Below are 19001 nucleotides of genomic sequence, written 5' to 3' on the forward strand. Positions count from 1 at the left end.
ATGCGCCCCCACACCTCCGCCGCACCGCCTCCCCCGCCCGGTCTGCGGATCGCGGCCCGCCGGGTCACCCAGCAGGTCAAGGGTGCCGGACGCGTGCTGCACGACGTGTCCCTGGACGTCGCCCCCGGCTCGCTCACCGCGATCGCGGGCGGCAGCGGGGCGGGCAAGACGGTCCTGCTCACCACGCTGGCCGGCCTGAACGCCCCGAGCGGCGGGACGGTGCGGCACGACGGCGCCCCACCGGGCCCACCGGGGCGGGAGTTCGGCTTCGTACCGCAGGAGGACGTGCTGCACCTCGAACTCCCGCTGCGGAACACCCTCGTGTACGCGGCCGGGCTGCGGATGGAGCCGGGAACCCCCGCCGCCGCGAGGGACGCCGCAATGCGGCGGGTCCTGGAGTCGCTGGGCCTGTCCCACCGGGCAGAAACACGGGTACGGGACCTGAGCGGCGGCGAACGCAAGCGCGCCGGCATCGCGGCGGAGATGCTCACCCGGCCCCGGGTGCTCTTCCTCGACGAACCCACCTCCGGTCTCGACCCGGTCACCGGCGCCGAACTCCTGCGCACCCTGCGGGGGTTGGCGCAGGACGGCACCACCGTCGTCCTCACCACCCACGCACTGGCCGACCTCCCGCGCGCGGACCGGGTGGTGTTCCTCGCCCCCGGCGGCGAGGTCGCCTTTGCGGGTGAACCCGCGGGGCTGCGCCCGGCGTTCGGGGTCGGCACCCTGGAGGAGGTGTACGGGGCCGTGGCGAGTGGCGCGAAGGCGGCGCCCGCCACCCCCGCCCCGGAACCGGACTCGGCCTCGGACCCGGAACCGGACTTGAGCCAGAACGCCGCTCCGGCAGCGTGGCCCCGCGTCGGTCCCGTGCGGCAGTGGGCGCTGCTGACCCGGCGGGGAGCGGCGCTGCTCGTGCACAACCGGCTGTCGGTCGCGGTGCTCGCCGGGTCGCCCGTGATGATCGTGGCGATGTTCGCCGTGCTGTTCCGGGCGGGCGCCTTCGACCCGGCGGCCCCGGACCCCGGCTCCAGCGCGATGATCATGTTCTGGATCGCGTTCGGCGCGTTCTTCTTCGGGCTGACGTACGGACTGCTCCAGATCTGCACCGAACTGCCCGTGCTGCGCCGCGAATGGCTGGCGGGCCTGCGCCTGGGAGCGTACGTGGCGTCCAAGCTCACGCTCGTACTGCCGGTCCTGGCCGTCGCCGACGCCCTGCTGCTCGCGGTGCTGCGCGTCCTGGACCGGCTGCCCGCCGCGGGCTGGGACACCTACCTCTCGCTCTTCTCGACGAGCCTGCTCGCCTCGGCGGCGGCGCTCGCACTGGGGCTGCTGGCCTCGGCCGCCGTGTCGGAGCCGGGGCAGGCGACGCTGATGCTGCCGCTGCTGTGCTTCCCGCAGGTGCTGTTCTCGGGGGCGTTCGTGCCGGTGCCCCGGATGACGGTCGCCGGCGAGGTGCTCAGCCTGGCGATGACCAACAGGTGGGCGTACGAAGCCCTGGGCAGCGCGGTCGGCCTGGAGGGCCTGTGGCGCGACGGCGCCTCCCCGCTCGGCCCTCCCCTGCTGGCCTCGTACGGCGACTCCTTCGCACACCCGGCGTCCCGCGGGTGGCTGATCCTGGCCGGGTTCGCACTGCTCTTCCTGGTGGCGGCCTGGGCGGTGCTGGTGCGCAAGTGCCGCCGGGGTACGGCGGACGGGCGGGCCGGGCGGTAGGCGGAGCTTCGAGAAGGGGCCGCTGGAAACGCACCCGCGACAGCGTGCGGCACCAGGCCGACCCCGTCCGAGGAGCAGCGAGCAACCTCACCCGAGCCGCCTGGGGCAACGCAGTGCGCAGGTCACTGGCTTGGGTTGGCGAGATGGTGTCTTTCGACGCGGTGGGGCGCGTGTTGGGATGAGACGTCGCTGCTGCTCACGCGGACCGCACGGGGAGGAAGCGATATGGGGCGTCCGGAGACGGATCTTGATCCGGGGCTGGGGCCGGTTCAGGGGTTCGCGTCCGAGCTGCGCAAGCTGCGTCACGAAGCGGGCGGGATGACCTACCGGCAGATGGCCCGGCAGGTGGAGGTCTCGGTCTCCACCCTGTCGAGAGCGGCCGGCGGGGAGCAACTCCCTTCTCTTCCGGTGGCCTTGGCCTATGTCCGGGCGTGCGGTGGCGATGAGAAGGACTGGGAGCAGCGCTGGCGCGACGCGGTCACGGACCAGGCCCGGGTGTGCACCCCCGTGCTGGACGAGACCGTCCCTTCTCCCTATCGCGGTCTGGCCCGTTTCGACGTGGGCGATGAGGGTCTGTTCTTCGGCCGGGACGAGGTGACGGACGCACTGGTCCGCACGGTGACGGAGCACCGCGTGGTCGCGGTCCTCGGGCCGTCCGGCAGCGGCAAGTCATCCCTGCTGCGAGCGGGGCTGATACCCCGCCTGCGCGGCCTCGACGCGCAACAGCGGCCGGCGGCCGTGCGGATCCTCACTCCGGGTGAGCATCCGCTGCGCACTCACGACGCGGTGTGCGCACCGGCCCCGGGCGAGGGGGACACCTGGTTGATCGTGGACCAGTTCGAGGAGGTCTTCACCCTGTGCCGTGACACCGGCGAGCGGGCCGATTTCCTTGCCGGTCTGCTGGCCGCGGCCGAACCCGGAAGCCGGTTGCGCGTCGTTCTCGGTGTACGCGCCGACTTTTACGTCGACTGCCTGGCCCATCCGGAGCTGGCTGCGGCCATCCGCCGGTCCAGCGTGCCGGTGGGGTCCATGACTGCCGACGAGGTGCGTGCGGTGATCGTCAAACCGGCCCGGGCACACGGACTGATCGTGGAACGTGCGCTGACTGCCCGGCTGACGGAACAGGCCGCAGGGGAGCCGGGCAGCCTGCCGCTGCTCTCGCACGCCTTGCTGGAGACCTGGCGCCGCCGCCGGGGCCGCGCACTGACCCTTGAGGCGTACGAGGCGACCGGCGGCATCCACGCGGCCGTCGCTCAGACCGCCGAGGAGCTGTACGCGCACCTGACACCGGCCCAGTCCCGGCTCACTCGGCGGATTCTGTTACGCCTGATCACCCCGGGGGACGGGACGCCGGACACCCGGCGCCCCGTCCCCCGCGAGGAACTCGCCACCATGGCGCCCGAAGATGCCGCCGCCGTCCTGGAACGGCTCGCCCGTGCCCGTCTCATCACGCTCGACGAGACCACGGTCGACCTGGCGCACGAGGCGCTGCTCACCGCCTGGCCCCGGCTCCGCGCCTGGATCGAGGAGGACCGTGAGAGGCTGCGCCAGCACCGGCTCCTCACGGACGCGGCGTCCGGCTGGCACGCGCTGGGCCGCGACGCGGGCGCCCTGTACCGGGGCACCCGGCTGACGGTGGCCGAGGTTCGGTTCACGTACCGTCCCGGCACTGACGATGAACCCGATGACGAACTCAATGCAATGGAAAGGGAGTTCCTCGGCGCGAGTCTTGCCGCGCGCACCCGCGAGCGGCGCAACCGCAGGACCCGTACCGGCGTGCTCTCCCTCCTCCTGGCACTCGCCCTGGTCGCGGGCCTCACCGCCTGGCAGCAGAACCGCGACGGCGAGAAGCGCCGCATCGAGGCGGAGGCGCGACGCATCGCCGGAGTCGCGCAGAGCCTGCGACAGTCGGACCCGGTGGCGGCGATGCGACTGGGCCTCGCATCGTGGCGGATCGCCGAACTCCCGGAGACCCGGGCCGCGTTGATGAGCGCGATGGCGCAGCCGGAGCAGCGCTCCTTCATGGACCCGAACACGGATGCCGCCGCGATGCGTCAGTTGAGTGCGGACGGCCGCACGCTCCTGAGTCTCGGCTCACGGGAGGTCGTCGAGTGGGACGTGGCGCGTCAGCGGCGCAAGCGCACCTTGCCGGGGCTGGGGAACGGGCTGGCCGGCGCTGCTCCGCCTCGGGGGTACTCGCGCTGGACACCGGTGTTCGCCGGGAAGGGCGAAGGGTGGCGCGTGCATGCCCGCGACCTCGCGACGGGGCGCCGGGGCCCGTGGCAGGCCAACGCCTTCGGCGGCGTCGAGATGGGGCCGAGCGGCCTCACCATCGTGACGTACGAGCAGCAGGCCTCCCTGTCCCGCGTCACTCAACAGACCGCCACAGTAAGGAAAATGGACACTGGCGAGGTGCTGCTCGTGCTGCCGGCACGACGCCGGCAACTCCGGACAGACGCCCCTCTTCCCGAGCCCGTCGCCCCGACACTCACTTTGCGGCGCATGAAGGAGGAGCGCGGTGTCGACGTCATCCAGGACGTGACGCTCAGCGACGACGACCGGCTGCTGGCGCTGTGCGTCCCGAACGAACCGGTCCAGCTGTGGGACGTACCCCACCGGCGAAGGCTGCACACGCCCTGGGCCCCTACCGTGTCCTGGCAGCAGTGCACCGACGAGGCGATCCGATTCACGAGGCATGGCCGCACGCTCTCCGTGACGGGAGAGGACGGGGTCCGTTCCTGGAACGTCGCCACAGGCAAGGAATACGCCAGGGTCGAGCACAAGGGCGTATACGAGGCCCAGTACAGCGACAACGGGCAGTTCCTGGCAGTGACGGACCGGACCGAGCTTCAGATCTGGCGGACACAGAGCCCCGAAGCCCCGGTTTTCCGCCATCCGCTCAGGGGCGAACGGGCGACACAGCTCCGCTTCGATCTCGCGGCGGGCCAGTTGCGCTATCTGGGCGGCCCCGACGAATCCTGGGGGCGCACGGTCCACACGGTGGACCTGAAGGGAGCCCTGACGCCCGAATGGCGGCCCGAACGGTCGGCCGCGGCCACGTTCAGCCCTGATGGCACGCTGCTCGCCACCGCCCAGGTCGACAAGCAGCGCGTACGGTTCCGGGTCCGGGACCTCCGGCCGGGGGGTGACTGGTCCGAACTGCCGAGCGCACCATGCCGATCTCGGGGATTCGCCTACCCGTGGCCGTGCGTCTCGCTGCTGGCCTTCAGCCCCGACAGCCACACCCTTGTCTTCGGAACCGACGAGGCGAGCGCTCCACTTCCCTCCCGGAGGCTGTCCTTCTGGGATGTCGCGCAGCGCCGCGTGACGCGGACGCAGAGCCTGCCCCCCGCCGAGGGGTCGGAGTTGGGCGCCCTTGCGTACACGCCTGATGGCCGTGCCCTGCTACTGATGGAGATCCCGTACGAGGGCTCCACCCACCTGTGGGACCTGGACCGCCGCGCAGCGACCAGGACCTGGAAGGGGATCAACGGCCACTCGCTGGCCTTCGCTCCCGATGGCGACAGCTTCGTCACCGACGAAGGACAGTCGGCCGGGATGCGCTCGGGACCTCGGGGCACGGAGCACCGCTTCGGTCAGGGCCACGCACCGGCCTTCAGCCCGGACGGCGCCCATCTGGCCACGGGCGACACTTCTGGCCGAGTGACGCTCTGGGACGTTCGCACGCACCGTCGTCTCGGCGAACTGACCAGCCCCAGCCTCCGCCCGGAGGTGTCCACCCTGGGGCTGGCCTTCTCCCCCGACTCCCGGCTGCTGGCCGTTTCGTTGAGCGACGGTTCCCTGCAACTCTGGGACACCGCCTCCCACCAGCCCATCGGATCCCCTCTCCGTACATCCGGCGACCCGGCGAAGAGCATCCGTTTCAGCCCTTCCGGCGACCAGCTCTACACCAGCGGAAAGCACATTCCCTTCGCCACGTACGAGCTCGGCCCGGCCTCCGCCGCCACAACCGTCTGCCGCCGCGCCCCAGGGCCTCTGCCCCGAGCCGAGTGGAAGAGGCTCATCCCCACAGTCCGGTACCAGGACATCTGCCCAACACCCTGATCCCCCGCCCCCGGGACCGCTCACCTGCTTTGTTTCACGCCCAGGATCGGGCGGCGCAACAACCCTGGGCCCGGTGAACTTGAGGCAGAACCAACCGAACGGCACGCCTCCGGTCCGGGGGCGTGCCGCCGTGGGCACGAGCTGTGCCCGAGCCGAATGTGAACCGAAGGAGAGCTATGCGGTACACGCGCAAGCACGCCGCAACGGGCGTCACCGCCGCGGCCCTGGGGGCGGTGACGCTCCTCGGGCCGGCGGGCCCGACCATGGCAAGCACCCAGCCGGGGAGCGCCTCGGTCCCTGCGACTGCAGAAGCCGGGCAAGCAGCGCGCGCCGGGGCTGTGTGGTACTTCAAGGCCAAGCACAGCGGAAAGTGCCTCACCGTTCACGGGGCCGGCACCGCCAAGGGCGCCGCGGTCGACCAGTACACCTGTCAGAACCGGGCGAATCAGCGCTGGCGGGTGGTGTACACCAACCAGTGGGGCGTCGCCTATGTCATCAACGAGCGCAGCGGCAAGTGCCTGGACGTGGCAGGCGGCAGCAAGGCCAACGGCGCCAAGATCATTCAGTGGGATTGCAACAGCCGCAACAACCAGCAGTTCCACGTCAGGAACCTGTCGGGCCATGTGGCCCTGAAGCCCAAGCACATCGCGACCAAGTGCCTCGACGTTCCCGGCGCCTCCAAGGCCAACAACAAGCAACTGGTGCTCTGGAAGTGCAAGAACGTCGGCAACCAGCAGTTCAAGATGGTCCGTGTCTGAGATCCCGGGGAGAGACAACACGATGACGAAGACCAAAGCACTTCTCGGGGTCACACTGGCCGGGGCCGGCATGCTGAGCATGGCGTCACCCGCCGTCTCAGCCCCCGAGGCTCCCCCGCGCACCTCCGCCGCCACCTCCTCCTCCGCGGCGGCAAAGGGCATCACCGGGATCCACTACATCCGGCCGGCCCACGCACCGAACAGGTGCGTCACGGTGCACGCCTGGGACAACACCACCCGAGCGAAGATCAACCAGTGGACATGCCAGCGCCAGGGCAACCAGCGCTGGAACTTCATTCACCATCAGGGACGCCACTGGATCAAATCTGAATCCAGTAACAAGTGCCTCGACGGCGCGGACATGCGCAAAGGCCGCAAGGTCCTGCAGTGGCACTGCAAGAACAGTCTGAACCAGGCCTGGAATGTCATCGCGCGCGGCGGAAAGACCTTCTCCGTTCACGTGGGCACCCAATGCCTCGATGTGGAGGGCGGGAACAAGGCCAACGGCGCCCGGCTCATTCTGTGGAAGTGCAAGAACGTCAAGAACCAGCGCTTCCTCCTCAACTAGCCGGCCCCTTCGGAGATCCACCGGCCCGCACCGCCGCCGTCAGCAGCCCTCGCGCGGGGGCAGCCCCGCAGTCGTGGGCGTCCGGTCGCGGTAGGCGCCGGCCGCGAAGGCCAGGAACGCGTCGATGTCGGCGGGCTGGGAGGAAATGCCCAGCGAGAGACGGATCGCCCCTGCGGAGGGAAGCCGCAACAGCTCCAAGTAGTCCTCCAGCGAGTCCACTCGGCGCTTTGCCGCCCTCCGCAGGCGGCGCAGCGGCAGGCCGAAGGCGGCCTCCCCCGCGCCCGGGTTGCAGAAGCAGCCCGTGCGCAGGGAGATCCCGTGCTGTGCGCTGTCGCGGGCGACGATCCGCTCGTCGACGACCCGGCCGTCCGCCCCGAGCAGGTTCAGCGCCACCGTCCCGCCGCGCGGGACACCTCGGTACGGGACCTCGCCGTACGGGACGCCTGCGCCGTCCGGCCCGTACAGCCGCACCAGGGGTGAGCCGTCGCTGTGCCGCAGGGCGCGCAGCCCGGTCAGCAGGCGGCAGGTCAGGGCGGCGACGTGGGCGTGGACGCGGTCCATGCCGATGCCGTTGATCCACTCCAGTCCTGCCGTCACGTCGGGTATGGAGAGGAAGTCGACCGTGCCGTCCTCGAAGGCGGACTCGTCCCGGGCGAGGACGTGCCACTGCGCCTGGGCGCTCACCGCGTGGACGGTGCCGCCGGAGAACCACGGGCGGCGCAGCCTGGCGAGCGCCTCGCGCCGGGCGATGAGGCTGCCGACGCCCGTGGGGTGCCCGAAGACCTTGTACCAGCTGACCGCGACGAAGTCGGGGTGGTGGCGGCCGAGGTCGAGGACGTGGGTGGGGACGAAGGCGGCGGCGTCGAGCAGGACGTCGTAGCCGCGGCGCTGCGCTGCCGCCGCCCATTCCAGCGGGTGCTGCACCCCGGTGAAGTTGCTCTGCGCGGGATACGCGAGCAGTCCGCGCCGCCGCCCCTCACCGTCCGTGCGCCCGCGCGGGGGCAGGGCGGCCCTCAGTTGTTTCTCGTCGACACTCAGCCCGGGCCCGCCGAGCGGGACGTACACCGTCCTGGCGCCGCGGGCCCGCGCGTACTCGCGCAGCCCGTTGACCGAGTTGTGGTTGTCCAGCGGCAGGACCAGGCGGTCGCGGGACGTGAAGGGGTACGCCTCGCCGACCAGCCGCAGCGCGCCCGTCGCGTTGGATGTGAAGATCACCGCGTACTCCGCCGGGTCGGCACGGAAGTGCCGCAGGACCGCCTGGCGGGCCTCGGTGAGCAGCAGTCCCGAGGCCCGGGAGGCCGGGCTCTCGGAGTGCGGGTTGCCGTAACAGCCGCCGACCACCCGCTCCGCGGACGCCAGGACCAGGGAGCGTGGCGGGAGAGCGGCGCCCGTGTGGTCCAGGTAGACGTGCCCGCCCTCGTCGAGCCGGCCGAATTCGGCGTCCCGCAGGGCGGTGAAGAACTCTGCGGCCGGAGCGTCCTGCGGGGGCGGGGACTGGGGCTGGGGCACGGTCGGGGGCGGCGCGGGTGTGCCGGGGCCGTCCGCCTCGCCGTTCGTACGGGTCCTGTCCACGACGCCTCCTCGGGATGCCGCCCTCGGTCTGCCTCTCCATCCTCCGCCTCTCCCATCCTCCTTCTCTCTCGTCCTCCGTGCCTCGGCCCTTTTCGCTCCCCCGGGATGCGGCTCGCGCGGCAGGCGGTTCTTGGGGCCGCTCAGGTTGGGGTATTGTTCTCATGCGTGCTCAGCCAGGGGAAAGCCCAGGTCAGGCACGCACCGGGACGTGGCGCAGCTTGGTAGCGCACTTGACTGGGGGTCAAGGGGTCGCAGGTTCAAATCCTGTCGTCCCGACCAGCGTTTATTCGCAGGTCGAAGGCCGTATCAGAGATCAATTCTGATACGGCCTTTTCCGCGTTCCCGGGTGTTTTCCCGGAGGGACAATGGGCGCCATGGACATGAAGCGGGACCGCGATGCCGAAGGCCGTGCGCGCAACGCGCGCCCCCGCGACGGGCTCGGGCGCCCGCTGCCGTACGGAACCCCGGGGGTGGAGCGGCAGCCGGAGGGCGTGGTGCGCTCCCCCGCGGAATCGGTGCGGGAGGCGCAGCGGCTGCTGGACGCGGGGATGCCGTTCCATGCGCACGAGGTGTTCGAGGACGCGTGGAAGTCGGGCCCCGAGGAGGAGGCCGCGCTGTGGCGGGCTCTGGCGCAGTTGGCGGTGGGGCTGACCCATGCGGCGCGGGGCAATGCGGCGGGCGGGGCGCGGCTGTTGCTGCGGGGCGCCGGAGGCCTGGCCGCGTACGGGAACACCGCCCACGGGATGGACCTCGCCGCGCTGGTGCGGTGGGCACGGGAGCTGGCCGGGCGGGTGGGCGCGCCGGGGGCGGGCCCGGTGGATGCGGGAGCCGAGGCGCCGAGGCTCGGCGCGCGCTGAGGCGGCTGCCCCGGGCCGGCCGGTCCGGTCAGTCCTCCGTGAGCAGGACCACCTCCAGGGTGCGGGGGCCGTGTACGCCCTCGACCCGGTCCAGTTCGATGTCGCTGGTCGCCGACGGGCCGGAGATCCAGGTCAGCGGGCGGGCCGGGTCCAGGCGGCCCATGGCCTGCGGGAGGGACGCGACCACCTGGGAGGGGGCGCGGACCACGCAGATGTGGTGGTCGGGGACGAGGGTGATGCGGCGGCGGCCCTGGTCGGGGCTGCCGTCCAGGACGATCGTGCCGGTCTCGGCGATGGCGAGGGCGCAGCCGGTGACGACGCTCTCGACCTGGTCGAGGTCGGCGGGGGTGAGGGCCGCCCGGTCGTGGATGCGGGTGGGGTCGGCGGCCGAGAGCCAGTGCGGGGGCAGCTGCGGCGGTACGAGGACACAGGCCGAGCCGCGTTCCGCGAGCAGGCGCATCAGGAGGTGGGCGATGCCGTCCTCGGTGGTGCGGTGGACGACCGCCCGGTAGTCGGCGAGGTTCTCGTGGAGGAGGTCGAGGACGGCCGCCGGGTCGTCGGGGGTGTGGCTGGTGGCGTAGGCACGGGTGGGCTCGGGCACCTCGGGGGCGTCGGCGACCGCCGCACGGATCCGGGCGAGGATGCGGTCACGGCTGCGGGACGGCGGCGAGGGCGTGGAGCCCGGCCTCGGGGCGGGCGGGGCACCGGTCGGCGCAGAGGGCATCGAGCCCGGCTCAGGTGTGGGGGTGGTCATGATGTGTGGTTCCTCTTCCACCAGTCGCGGAACGGCTCGGCGGGCAGTTCGGGCAGGTCGCGGGTGTTCGTCCAGGCTGCGGCGCCCGGGATCTTCTTGGGGTGGGCCTTGCGGGTCAGGGAGGCGGCGCGTTCGGCGGCGGTGAGGGCGGCGGGGTGGTCGAGGACCCAGGTGGAGGCCTTGATCGCGGCCTTTTCCAGCCGGTGGCCCCGGCCGCCCTGGTCGGCGACCTTTTCGCGGAGGTGGACCAGGACTTCCGGGATGTCGATGGCGACCGGGCAGACCTCGTAGCACGCGCCGCAGAGCGAGGAGGCGAAGGGGAGGGAGGCGTCCAACTCCGTTGTCGTACCGCGCAGTTGGGGCGTGAGGATGGCGCCGATGGGGCCCGGGTAGACCGAGCCGTAGGCGTGGCCGCCGGCCCGTTCGTACACCGGGCAGACGTTGAGGCAGGCGGAGCAGCGGATGCAGCGCAGGGTCTGGCGGCCCACGTCGTCGGCGAGCACGTCGGTGCGGCCGTTGTCGAGGAGGACCAGATGGAAGGTCTGCGGGCCGTCGCCGTCGGTGGTGCCGGTCCAGGTGCTGGTGTACGGGTTCATGCGCTCGGCGGTGGAGGAGCGCGGGAGGGTCTGGAGGAAGACCTCCAGGTCCTGCCAGGTGGGGACGATCTTCTCGATGCCGACGACGGAGATCAGGGTTTCGGGGAGGGTCAGGCACATGCGGCCGTTGCCCTCGGACTCGACCACGACGAGCGTCCCGGTCTCGGCGACCATGAAGTTCGCGCCGGAGATGCCGATCTTGGCGCGGAGGAACTTTTCGCGCAGGTGCAGGCGGGCCGCTTCGGCGAGGTCGGCGGGGTTGTCGGTGAGGTCTGCGGGGGCCGGGCGGCCCCATTCGCTCATCGTGCGGGTGAAGATCTCGCGGATCTCGCCCCGGTTGCGGTGGATGGCCGGGACGAGGATGTGCGAGGGGCGGTCCTCGCCGAGCTGGACGATCAGTTCGGCCAGGTCGGTCTCGTAGGCGGCGATGCCCTCGGCCTCCAGGGCCTCGTTGAGGCCGATCTCCTGGGTGGCCATGGACTTGACCTTGACGACCTCCTGCTTCTCCGTGTCGCTGCCCGCCGCCGCCTTCACGAGGTCCGTGACGATGCGGTTCGCCTCGTCGGCGTCCGCCGCCCAGTGGACCGTGCCGCCCGCCGCCGTGACGGCCTCCTCCAGTTGGAGGAGGTAGGTGTCGAGATGGCGCAAGGTGCGGTCTTTGATCTGTTTGCCCGCTTCGCGCAATTCCGGCCAGTCGCTCAACTCTGCGACCGCTTTTGTTCTTTTGTCGCGGATGGTGTGGGTCGCGTGGCGGAGATTGGCGCGCAGGGTCTCGTTCTTGACGGCCTCCCGGGCCGCCCGGGGGAAGGACGGCATCCCGAGATACGTACCGCTCACAGCAGGGGCTCCTCTTCGGTGCTGGCCAGGATTTCGGCGAGGTGCAGTGCGCGCACGGGGGCGTCCTGACGGCGGAGCATGCCGCCGAGGTGCATCAGACAGGAGTTGTCGGCGCCGCACAGGAAGTCGGCTCCGGTGGAGAGCGCGTGACGGACCTTGTCCTCGCCCATCGCGGCGGAAACATCGGAGTTCTTAACGGCGAAGGTACCTCCGAAGCCGCAGCACTCGTCGGCGCCCGGAAGCTCCTTGAGCTCCAGCCCCTTGACCGCTTCGAGCAGCCTGCGGGGGCGTTCGCCGAGGCCGAGCATGCGCAGGCCGTGGCAGGACGGGTGGTAGGTGACGGTGTGCGGGAAGTAGGCGCCGACGTCGGTGACGCCGAGGACGTCGACGAGGAACTCGGTCAGTTCGTACGTCCTGGGCACGAGCGACGAGGCGGCGAGCGCCAGGTCACTGCCCCGTCCCTCCTTGGTCTGGAGGCGTCCGATCCGTGGATAGTTGTCGCGGATCATCGCCGCGCAGGAGCCGGAGGGCGTGACCACGTACTCGTACCCCTCGAAGGCCCCGGCGGTCCTGCGCAGCAGGGGTTCGGTGTCGCGGCGGTATCCGGTGTTGTACTGCGGCTGGCCGCAGCAGGTCTGTGCTGCGGGGAAGTCCACCTGGACGCCGAGCCGCTCCAGGAGCTTCACGACGGCGATTCCGGTGGCCGGAAACACCGCGTCGTTGACGCAGGTGACGAAGAGTGCGACGCGCATAGGTCGGATGATATGCGGGCCGTGGCTGCCCCGATAGGGCAACGATCAAGATCGAGTGATCACGGTTGCGCATCCTCCGGGCAGCGGGGTGCCCCCTCGGCAATCGCCCACCCGGGCGAATTCCGGGCCAAAGCTGCGGGAGCCGGGGAGGAATGTCACCCCGGGGTACCCTTGGGGATTGCGCTCGGCCCGCTCGTCCGGGGCCGAACCACCGGACAGGCGCTGGTCGTCACGCTCCAGGAGGACCCGTTTCGCGCCGGGACGGGACCGGGGCAGGAGGACCGGGACCGGGCCGGGGCAGGAAGAGTGGCTCAGGTCACTTCGTAAAAGGCGTAACGAAACAGCGCGGGTGCGCGATGACCTGACAGGTGCCGTCGCGCAGCCGGGCTTTCTGGAACAGAGAGAGGCCCGGCTGGGGCCTCGTCCCGCCATCACACTGTATTTCTCGCTACGAGAGGCTCTTCGTGTCGCTCAGTCCGTCCCGCCCGTTCCCACAGGAGATCGCCGAATCGCCGTCCTTGGTCTCGCTCATCGAGCGGGGCCAGGAGCAGGGCCACATCAATGGCGACGACGTGCGTCATGCCTTCGAAGCGGACAGCATCCCCGTAGACCAGTGGAAGCGGGTCCTGCGCAGCCTGAACCAGGTCCTCGACGAGGAGGGTGTGACGCTGATGGTGACGGCGGCTGCCGCCGCCAAGCCCGCGAAGGCCGCCAAGCGCGCCCCGCGCAAGACCGCCGCGAGCGGTGAGGCCAAGCCCGCCGTGAAGCGCACCGTCGCCAAGAAGGCCGCCGTCAAGAAGACGACGGTCGCCGCACAGACCGCGTCCGCCGAGGTGGTCGCCACCGACGACGACCTCGACGAGTCGACCGCGTCGGCGGAGAAGCCCGCCCCGAAGAAGCGGGCCACCAAGAAGACCGCGGCGGCGAAGAAGACCGCGGCGAAGAAGCAGACCGACGAGTGGGCGGGTGACGGCGAGGAGGAAGAGGAGACCCCCAAGCCCGGTACCGCCGGTTACGTCCTGTCCGACGAGGACGAGGACGACGCCCCCCCGCAGCAGGTCGCGGTCGCCGGTGCCACGGCCGACCCGGTCAAGGACTACCTCAAGCTCATCGGCAAGGTGCCGCTGCTCAACGCCGAGCAGGAGGTGGAGCTCGCCAAGCGCATCGAGGCGGGTCTCTTCTCCGAGCACAAGCTGGAGGGCGAGGACGGCGAGAGCGACGACCTCACCCCGCAGTTCCGCCGCGAGCTGGAGATCCTCGTCGAGGACGGCCGCCGCGCCAAGAACCACCTCCTGGAGGCCAACCTCCGTCTCGTCGTCTCCCTGGCGAAGCGTTACACCGGCCGCGGCATGCTGTTCCTGGACCTGATCCAGGAGGGCAACGTCGGTCTGATCCGTGCGGTCGAGAAGTTCGACTACACCAAGGGCTTCAAGTTCTCGACGTACGCGACGTGGTGGATCCGGCAGGCGATCACCCGCGCGATGGCCGACCAGGCCCGCACCATCCGCATCCCGGTGCACATGGTCGAGGTCATCAACAAGCTGGCCCGCGTCCAGCGCCAGATGCTCCAGGACCTGGGCCGCGAGCCCACCCCGGAGGAGCTGGCCAAGGAACTCGACATGACCCCCGAGAAGGTCATCGAGGTCCAGAAGTACGGCCGCGAGCCGATCTCCCTCCACACCCCGCTGGGTGAAGAGGGCGACAGCGAGTTCGGTGACCTCATCGAGGACTCGGAGGCCGTGGTCCCGGCCGACGCGGTCAGCTTCACCTTCCTCCAGGAGCAGCTGCACTCGGTTCTCGACACCCTTTCCGAGCGTGAGGCGGGCGTCGTCTCGATGCGCTTCGGTCTGGCGGACGGCCAGCCCAAGACGCTGGACGAGATCGGCAAGGTCTACGGCGTGACGCGTGAGCGCATCCGCCAGATCGAGTCCAAGACGATGTCCAAGCTGCGTCACCCGTCGCGTTCGCAGGTGCTGCGCGACTACCTCGACTAGGAGGACCTGTGGGCCACGGGGCCCTCAGAAGGTCAGGTGCAGCGCCTGGGGCGAGCGGTGGATCAGAGTGGGTCGCGCGACGGCCCGCTGGTCCGCCGCTCGCTCCAGGCGTATCCCGGGCAGTCGGCGGACGAACAGTTCCAGCGTGAGGCGCAGTTGGGCCTTGCCCAGCTGTGAGCCCGGACAGCCGTGCGCTCCGTGGCCGAAGGCGACGTGGCGGGCGGGTGCGGTGCGGGTGAGGTCGAAGGTGTCGGGGTCCTCGTGCCGCCGCGGGTCGCGGTTGGCGGACCCGTAGGCGACGAACACGACGGCTCCGGCCGGGAGTTCGGTACCGGCCAGGGTCACCGTACGGGTGGTGACGCGGCGGAATCCCTGGACCGGGCTGTCGTAGCGGGCGGCCTCGTCGATCGCGGCGGGGACCCGCGCGGGCTCCGCGCACAGCAGCTCCCACCGGGTGCGCTCGCGCAGCAGGTGGAGCATGGTGCTGCCGATCAGCCCGGTGGTCGTGAGGTGTCCGGCCAGGAGCAGGTTCTGGAACTGGGCGACCATCTCGCCGCGCTGCTCGCGGGTGAGGTCGCCGGCGCCCGGGACCAGAGCGGCGGTCATGGTGGAGATCAGGTCGTCGCGGGGGTGGGCGCGGCGCTCGCGGACGTAGTTGTCCAGCAGGTGCTGGAGGGCGACGACGTCACGGGCGCGTGCGACCTGCTCGTCCTCGGGCAGCGGGCGGAAGAGGAGCTCCTCGGCGCTCCGGCCGCCTTCGACCGCGGTGCGGGCGTCTTCCTCCGTGAGTCCGAGGAGACGCCCGACGACGTCGCCCGGCAGCTTCTCCGCGTACTCCCCCATCAGCTCGACGTGCCCGCGCGGCGCGAAGGCGTCGAGGAGTTCCTCGGCGCGGGCGGCGGCGTACGGCAGGACGGCGTGGACGCGGGCCGTGGCGAGCCCGCTGTTGAGGGGTGCGCGGTAGATCCGGTGGGCGTCGCCGTCGGCGGTGACGACCGTGCCGCGCCCGCCGATGCCCTTCGCCAGCTCGGCGAGGGCGGCGGGTCCCGGGTGGACGTCGGGGCGCAGCGAGTTGGCGGAGGAGAAGTCCTCGGGGCGGCGCAGGACTTCGCGCACGTCCGCGTCGCGGGCGACGAGCCAGGAGTCCAGCTCGGGCACGAAGGTGAGGCCGTCGGCTGCTCGGGCGCGGGCGTACAGGGGGTACGGGTCGCGTTGCAGGGCGTCGAGGGCGCGGTGTTCGGCTAAGTCCACGGGGATCATCGTGCAGCAGAGGGGTGGGGCGGGGGAAGGGGGCAGACCGCGCGGCGCAGGACGGGGGGTGCGGGACGGGGGGCGCAGGACGGGGGTGCGGGACGGGGGCGCAGGACGGGGGTGCGGGACCGGGAGGGGCTGGGCCTGCCCGCGGCGCCTGCCCCTCCCCGCCCTCAACGCCTGACGGGCCGAAGAGCCCCCGTCAGGGGCGCGGGGCAGTGTCGATCTGCGGCTCCGCCGCGTGGGCGCGACCAGCCACGACCCACCCGCACGAAGGCCGCCCCGCACCCCGCCACCCGCCTACTTCGACCGGCGGTCGCCGTTGACGGCCCTGGACTCGTCGTGGGCGGTCCGTACGCCGGCCACGAAGTCCTCGATGAACGGGTCGCCGAGCTTGACCCGGCCGAGCTGGTGGTGCTCCTTCGGGTCGACGGTGATCTTCGAGGCGGCCGTGGCGCGGGCGTCCATCGCCTTGCGGGCGGATTCCGCCTTCGCCGCGTCGCCGTGCTGGACGGCCGTCAGCGTGTCGAGCCCGTACCGCATCGACTGGCCCCAGAGCTTCGTGGCATCGAGCCAGTTGGCGGCATCGGCGAGGAAGAGCCTGTCGTGAAGGCCTCGGCGCAGGGTGTCCGGGACGCGGGTGATCTCGTCGACGGCGGGGCGCAACGCCCGGATCGCGCCGCGCGGATCGGTGGCGTACCGCTTCCAGAAGGCCTCGGTCTTCGGGCCGAAGACCGGTGACTGCGGCTGCCACGGGGTGGTGCCGAAGGTGGGCGCGAGGTGGTTGAGGTCGACGAAGACCTGCATCGCGTCGGCCGGCCGGGCGTCGCCGCCCGCGAGTTGGAGGGCTGCCTGGCGGCCGGAGCGGGCGCGGTCGTAGCCGCGGTCGTTCCAGGCGAAGTCGGACATCGTGAAGACGGCCGGTTTGCTGGCCGCCTCCTGGTTCATCGGGTTGGAGATGAGGCCGGTGAGATGGTCGGAGAGGCCGGGTTCGCGCTTGTCGTACGGGGCGAGGAGGAGCCGCCCCGCGGTGCGGCCGAAGTCGTTGACCGGATAGTTGTCCCAGACGAAGACCTTGCGGCCGAAGAGCTCGGAGGCCTTCTCGGCCTGGTCGACGGTGATCGAGGGCGGTACGACGTCGGTGCCGGTCCACATCACCTCGACCGGCTTGTCGAGGGTGGAGCGCAGGATCTGCTTGTACGGGGAGTCCTTGAGGTCGCCGTACTCGGTGGGCACCATCTGGAGCGGCTTCATGCCGGGGTGGGTGGCGACGAAGTCCTTCTGGAGGGTGTTGAGGAGGCTGACCTGGGCCTTGGCGGCAGGTCCCTGGCCCGGGGCGCCGAAGGCCGCCTCGTCGGCTTCGCAGTTCCACTTGGTGTAGCTGATGTCGTCGAGCGGGACGGAGACGGTGCGTACGCCCAGGTCGTACATGGCCTGGAGCTTGGCGGTCAGCGCCTTGGTGTCGGCGGGGTCCGAGTAGCAGATGGAGGCGCCGGGCGAGACGGCGAAGGTGAAGCGGACGTGGTTCGCGGTGGCGCGCTTGATGAGTCCGTCCAGCTCGGCGGCCTTGTCCGCGGGGTAGGGCTCGCGCCACTTGTCGCGGTGGTACGGGTCGTCCTTCGGCGCGTAGACGTAGGTGTTGGACTTGACGGTGCCGAGGAAGTCCATGTGGTCGAGGCGTTCGGCCTCGGTCCACGGCGGGCCGTAGAAGCCCTCGATGGAGCCGCGCAGGGGCATCGAAGGGAAGTCGGAGACGGACGCTCCGGCGATACGGGCCCGGCCGCCGAGTCCGCTGCCGTGTGTCTGCTCCGGCACGATCAGGCGCTTCAGGGTCTGTACGGCGTAGTACTGGCCCGTGGCGTCGGTGCCGCCGAGTGCGACGGTCTTGCGGGCGGCGCGCAGCGCGTACCCCTCGGCGTGCTCCGGGACGGCGGTGCCGGTCAGGGCGCGGGCGATGTCGGGGCGGCCGGCCGGGCCGAGCAGGATGCTCAACGGTGCGTGCCAGGACGGTCTTTCACGTACGTCGACGTGGCGCACGCCGTGGGCGCCGAGGGTGTCCGCCAGGAGGGCGCGGGCCGCCTGGTCGGAGTCCTTGCCTACGATGACTTCGACGCGGGAGGGGACAACGATGTCAGCGCCCGTACGGGTAATGCGCTGCGGCGTCGGCGACACGACGGGCAGCGGGCCGGAAGCGGCGGGGGCCGGTGCGGGCACGGCCGGTGGGGGCACGGCGGTCGCCGCGGGTGCCGCCAGGGTCAGCGGGCCGAGCGTGAGGGTGAGCGCGAGACTGCGGGCGGCAAGGGAGCGGGATACGACGGTCATGCGGCCTCCGGTGCGGGCGGGGTGTGCGGTGGAGCGTCCGGTGGAGTGTGCGCGGTCGTGAGGGAAACTGTGCGAAAGTTCGAGCCTTTCCGAACTGCTGGACAGGGTCGACCACTTGGCGATGACCCGTCAAGACCATGCACCCCATCCGTCGCACGGCCCCGGTCCGCCCGCATCACGGACCCGCAAAGACCTGTTACGCACCGCCGCCCGCTTCCCGGCCCCACACCTCGACGTACAGAACAGCATGGATCGACAACTCCCCTGCCATTCAGCCGAGTTCAGGGACGGTAGGTGCATCGCACCGCGAACCATCGGTAACCTCGCGAGCCGGATACATGCCGATTGCAGCGGAGAGATACACCCGTGTCCGCATTGCGTAACGCCTTGTCCGCGCGCCTCCCCGCGCGCCCCGTACCGGGTCCACAGTTGTGTTCTCGGCAGCACGCCGGGGCCCGCACCATCCCATCTCCGTCCCGGCCAGGGGCGGATGGGCAGCTCCCAGGGGGGATCACCATGTCCGCAGCCCGCAGTCGTCTCACTCGCCGTGTCGCCGCAGCGACCCTCGCGGCCGGTGCCGTCATCGGCGTCACCGCCCTGCCGGCCACCGCCGCCGCACCTGCCGCGGCTCCTGCCGCCCAGGCGGCGAAGGCGCCGCGCCCGTCGATCGTCATCGGCCAGGTCCAGTACAACAGCCCAGGCTACGACGACGGCTCCAACCGGAGCCTGAACGGCGAGTGGGTCGAGGTCCGCAACCTCGGCCGCCACTCGGTCAACCTCGACGGCTACTCGCTCACCGACCGGCAGGGCCACCGCTACTACTTCGACCACCTGCGCCTGCGGGGCCGCGACAGCGTGAAGGTCCACACCGGCTACGGCCACGACCGCTACGGCCACGTCTACCAGGACCGTCACCGCTACGTGTGGGACAACAACCGGGACACGGCGACCCTCCGCAACGACTG

General features: G+C 71.2%; 13 protein-coding genes and 1 tRNA gene. 8 read left to right on the forward strand and 6 right to left on the reverse strand.

Translation table 11 applies throughout. The features are described from left to right. From ACWGIG_RS04565 to ACWGIG_RS04580, 4 genes are all read left to right on the forward strand, one after another. Nucleotides 1–1710 carry an ATP-binding cassette domain-containing protein gene (locus ACWGIG_RS04565; RefSeq protein WP_453320026.1) on the forward strand — a complete coding sequence of 570 codons (1710 nt, stop codon included), beginning with the start codon at nt 1–3 and terminating at the stop codon, nt 1708–1710. 225 nt (nt 1711–1935) lie between these two features. Then, nucleotides 1936–5775 (forward strand): nSTAND1 domain-containing NTPase, encoded by a 3840-nt coding sequence (locus tag ACWGIG_RS04570; protein ID WP_453320027.1) that lies wholly within the window; start codon nt 1936–1938, stop codon nt 5773–5775. 176 nt (nt 5776–5951) lie between these two features. Continuing rightward, nucleotides 5952–6533 carry an RICIN domain-containing protein gene (locus ACWGIG_RS04575; protein ID WP_453320028.1) on the forward strand — a complete coding sequence of 194 codons (582 nt, stop codon included), beginning with the start codon at nt 5952–5954 and terminating at the stop codon, nt 6531–6533. Then, nucleotides 6526–7101, forward strand: a complete 576-nt coding sequence (locus ACWGIG_RS04580) for an RICIN domain-containing protein (RefSeq protein ID WP_453320029.1) — start codon at nt 6526–6528, stop codon at nt 7099–7101. Before ACWGIG_RS04575 ends, ACWGIG_RS04580 begins: the two co-directional genes overlap by 8 nt. Before the next feature lie 39 nt (nt 7102–7140). On the opposite strand, the gene ACWGIG_RS04585 is transcribed toward ACWGIG_RS04580, so the two are convergent. Next, complete coding sequence (locus ACWGIG_RS04585) at nt 7141–8610, reverse strand: aminotransferase class V-fold PLP-dependent enzyme (protein ID WP_453320042.1); 1470 nt, start codon at nt 8608–8610, stop codon at nt 7141–7143. Nucleotides 8611–8875: 265 nt separating this feature from the next. Between ACWGIG_RS04585 and ACWGIG_RS04590 the strand changes: the two genes are divergently transcribed. Together ACWGIG_RS04590 and ACWGIG_RS04595 are read left to right on the forward strand one after the other, a co-directional pair. Beyond that, nucleotides 8876–8952: transfer RNA gene (locus ACWGIG_RS04590), tRNA-Pro, on the forward strand. Nucleotides 8953–9047: 95 nt separating this feature from the next. Further along, a complete protein-coding gene (locus tag ACWGIG_RS04595; RefSeq protein WP_453320030.1) occupies nt 9048–9530 on the forward strand; it encodes a DUF309 domain-containing protein in 483 nt (160 codons plus the stop codon). A gap of 28 nt (nt 9531–9558) precedes the next feature. On the opposite strand, the gene ACWGIG_RS04600 is transcribed toward ACWGIG_RS04595, so the two are convergent. From ACWGIG_RS04600 to ACWGIG_RS04610, 3 genes are read right to left on the reverse strand one after another with little or no spacing between them, the layout of a single operon-like run. Then, nucleotides 9559–10284 (reverse strand): LutC/YkgG family protein, encoded by a 726-nt coding sequence (locus ACWGIG_RS04600; protein ID WP_453320031.1) that lies wholly within the window; start codon nt 10282–10284, stop codon nt 9559–9561. Beyond that, nucleotides 10281–11717 (reverse strand): LutB/LldF family L-lactate oxidation iron-sulfur protein, encoded by a 1437-nt coding sequence (locus ACWGIG_RS04605; protein ID WP_453320032.1) that lies wholly within the window; start codon nt 11715–11717, stop codon nt 10281–10283. The genes ACWGIG_RS04600 and ACWGIG_RS04605 overlap by 4 nt, the downstream gene beginning before the upstream one ends. After that, a complete protein-coding gene (locus ACWGIG_RS04610; protein ID WP_453320033.1) occupies nt 11714–12469 on the reverse strand; it encodes a (Fe-S)-binding protein in 756 nt (251 codons plus the stop codon). Before ACWGIG_RS04610 ends, ACWGIG_RS04605 begins: the two co-directional genes overlap by 4 nt. A gap of 464 nt (nt 12470–12933) precedes the next feature. On the opposite strand from ACWGIG_RS04610, the gene ACWGIG_RS04615 reads away from it, so the two are divergent. Then, entirely contained in the window at nt 12934–14463 is a 1530-nt protein-coding gene (locus tag ACWGIG_RS04615; RefSeq protein ID WP_453320034.1) for an RNA polymerase sigma factor, read from the forward strand. Nucleotides 14464–14487: 24 nt separating this feature from the next. Here the strand turns inward: ACWGIG_RS04615 and ACWGIG_RS04620 are convergent, their stop codons facing one another. Both ACWGIG_RS04620 and ACWGIG_RS04625 read right to left on the reverse strand, forming a co-directional pair. Continuing rightward, nucleotides 14488–15714, reverse strand: a complete 1227-nt coding sequence (locus tag ACWGIG_RS04620; protein ID WP_453320035.1) for a cytochrome P450 — start codon at nt 15712–15714, stop codon at nt 14488–14490. Nucleotides 15715–16014: 300 nt separating this feature from the next. Then, nucleotides 16015–18036, reverse strand: a complete 2022-nt coding sequence (locus ACWGIG_RS04625; RefSeq protein WP_453320036.1) for a beta-N-acetylhexosaminidase family protein — start codon at nt 18034–18036, stop codon at nt 16015–16017. Nucleotides 18037–18552: 516 nt separating this feature from the next. Between ACWGIG_RS04625 and ACWGIG_RS04630 the strand changes: the two genes are divergently transcribed. Beyond that, a partial coding sequence (locus ACWGIG_RS04630; protein ID WP_453320037.1) for a lamin tail domain-containing protein occupies nt 18553–19001 on the forward strand: 449 nt, incomplete at its 3' end.

It is taken from the genome of Streptomyces sp. NPDC054863, assembly GCF_053610825.1.

Coding starts and splice junctions, on each gene's coding strand:
- ACWGIG_RS04565 (WP_453320026.1), top strand. CDS start 1: ATGCGCCCCCACACCTCCGCCGCACCGCCTCCCCCGCCCGGTCTGCGG.
- ACWGIG_RS04570 (WP_453320027.1), top strand. CDS start 1,936: ATGGGGCGTCCGGAGACGGATCTTGATCCGGGGCTGGGGCCGGTTCAG.
- ACWGIG_RS04575 (WP_453320028.1), top strand. CDS start 5,952: ATGCGGTACACGCGCAAGCACGCCGCAACGGGCGTCACCGCCGCGGCC.
- ACWGIG_RS04595 (WP_453320030.1), top strand. CDS start 9,048: ATGGACATGAAGCGGGACCGCGATGCCGAAGGCCGTGCGCGCAACGCG.
- ACWGIG_RS04600 (WP_453320031.1), bottom strand. CDS start 10,284: ATGACCACCCCCACACCTGAGCCGGGCTCGATGCCCTCTGCGCCGACC.
- ACWGIG_RS04610 (WP_453320033.1), bottom strand. CDS start 12,469: ATGCGCGTCGCACTCTTCGTCACCTGCGTCAACGACGCGGTGTTTCCG.
- ACWGIG_RS04625 (WP_453320036.1), bottom strand. CDS start 18,036: ATGACCGTCGTATCCCGCTCCCTTGCCGCCCGCAGTCTCGCGCTCACC.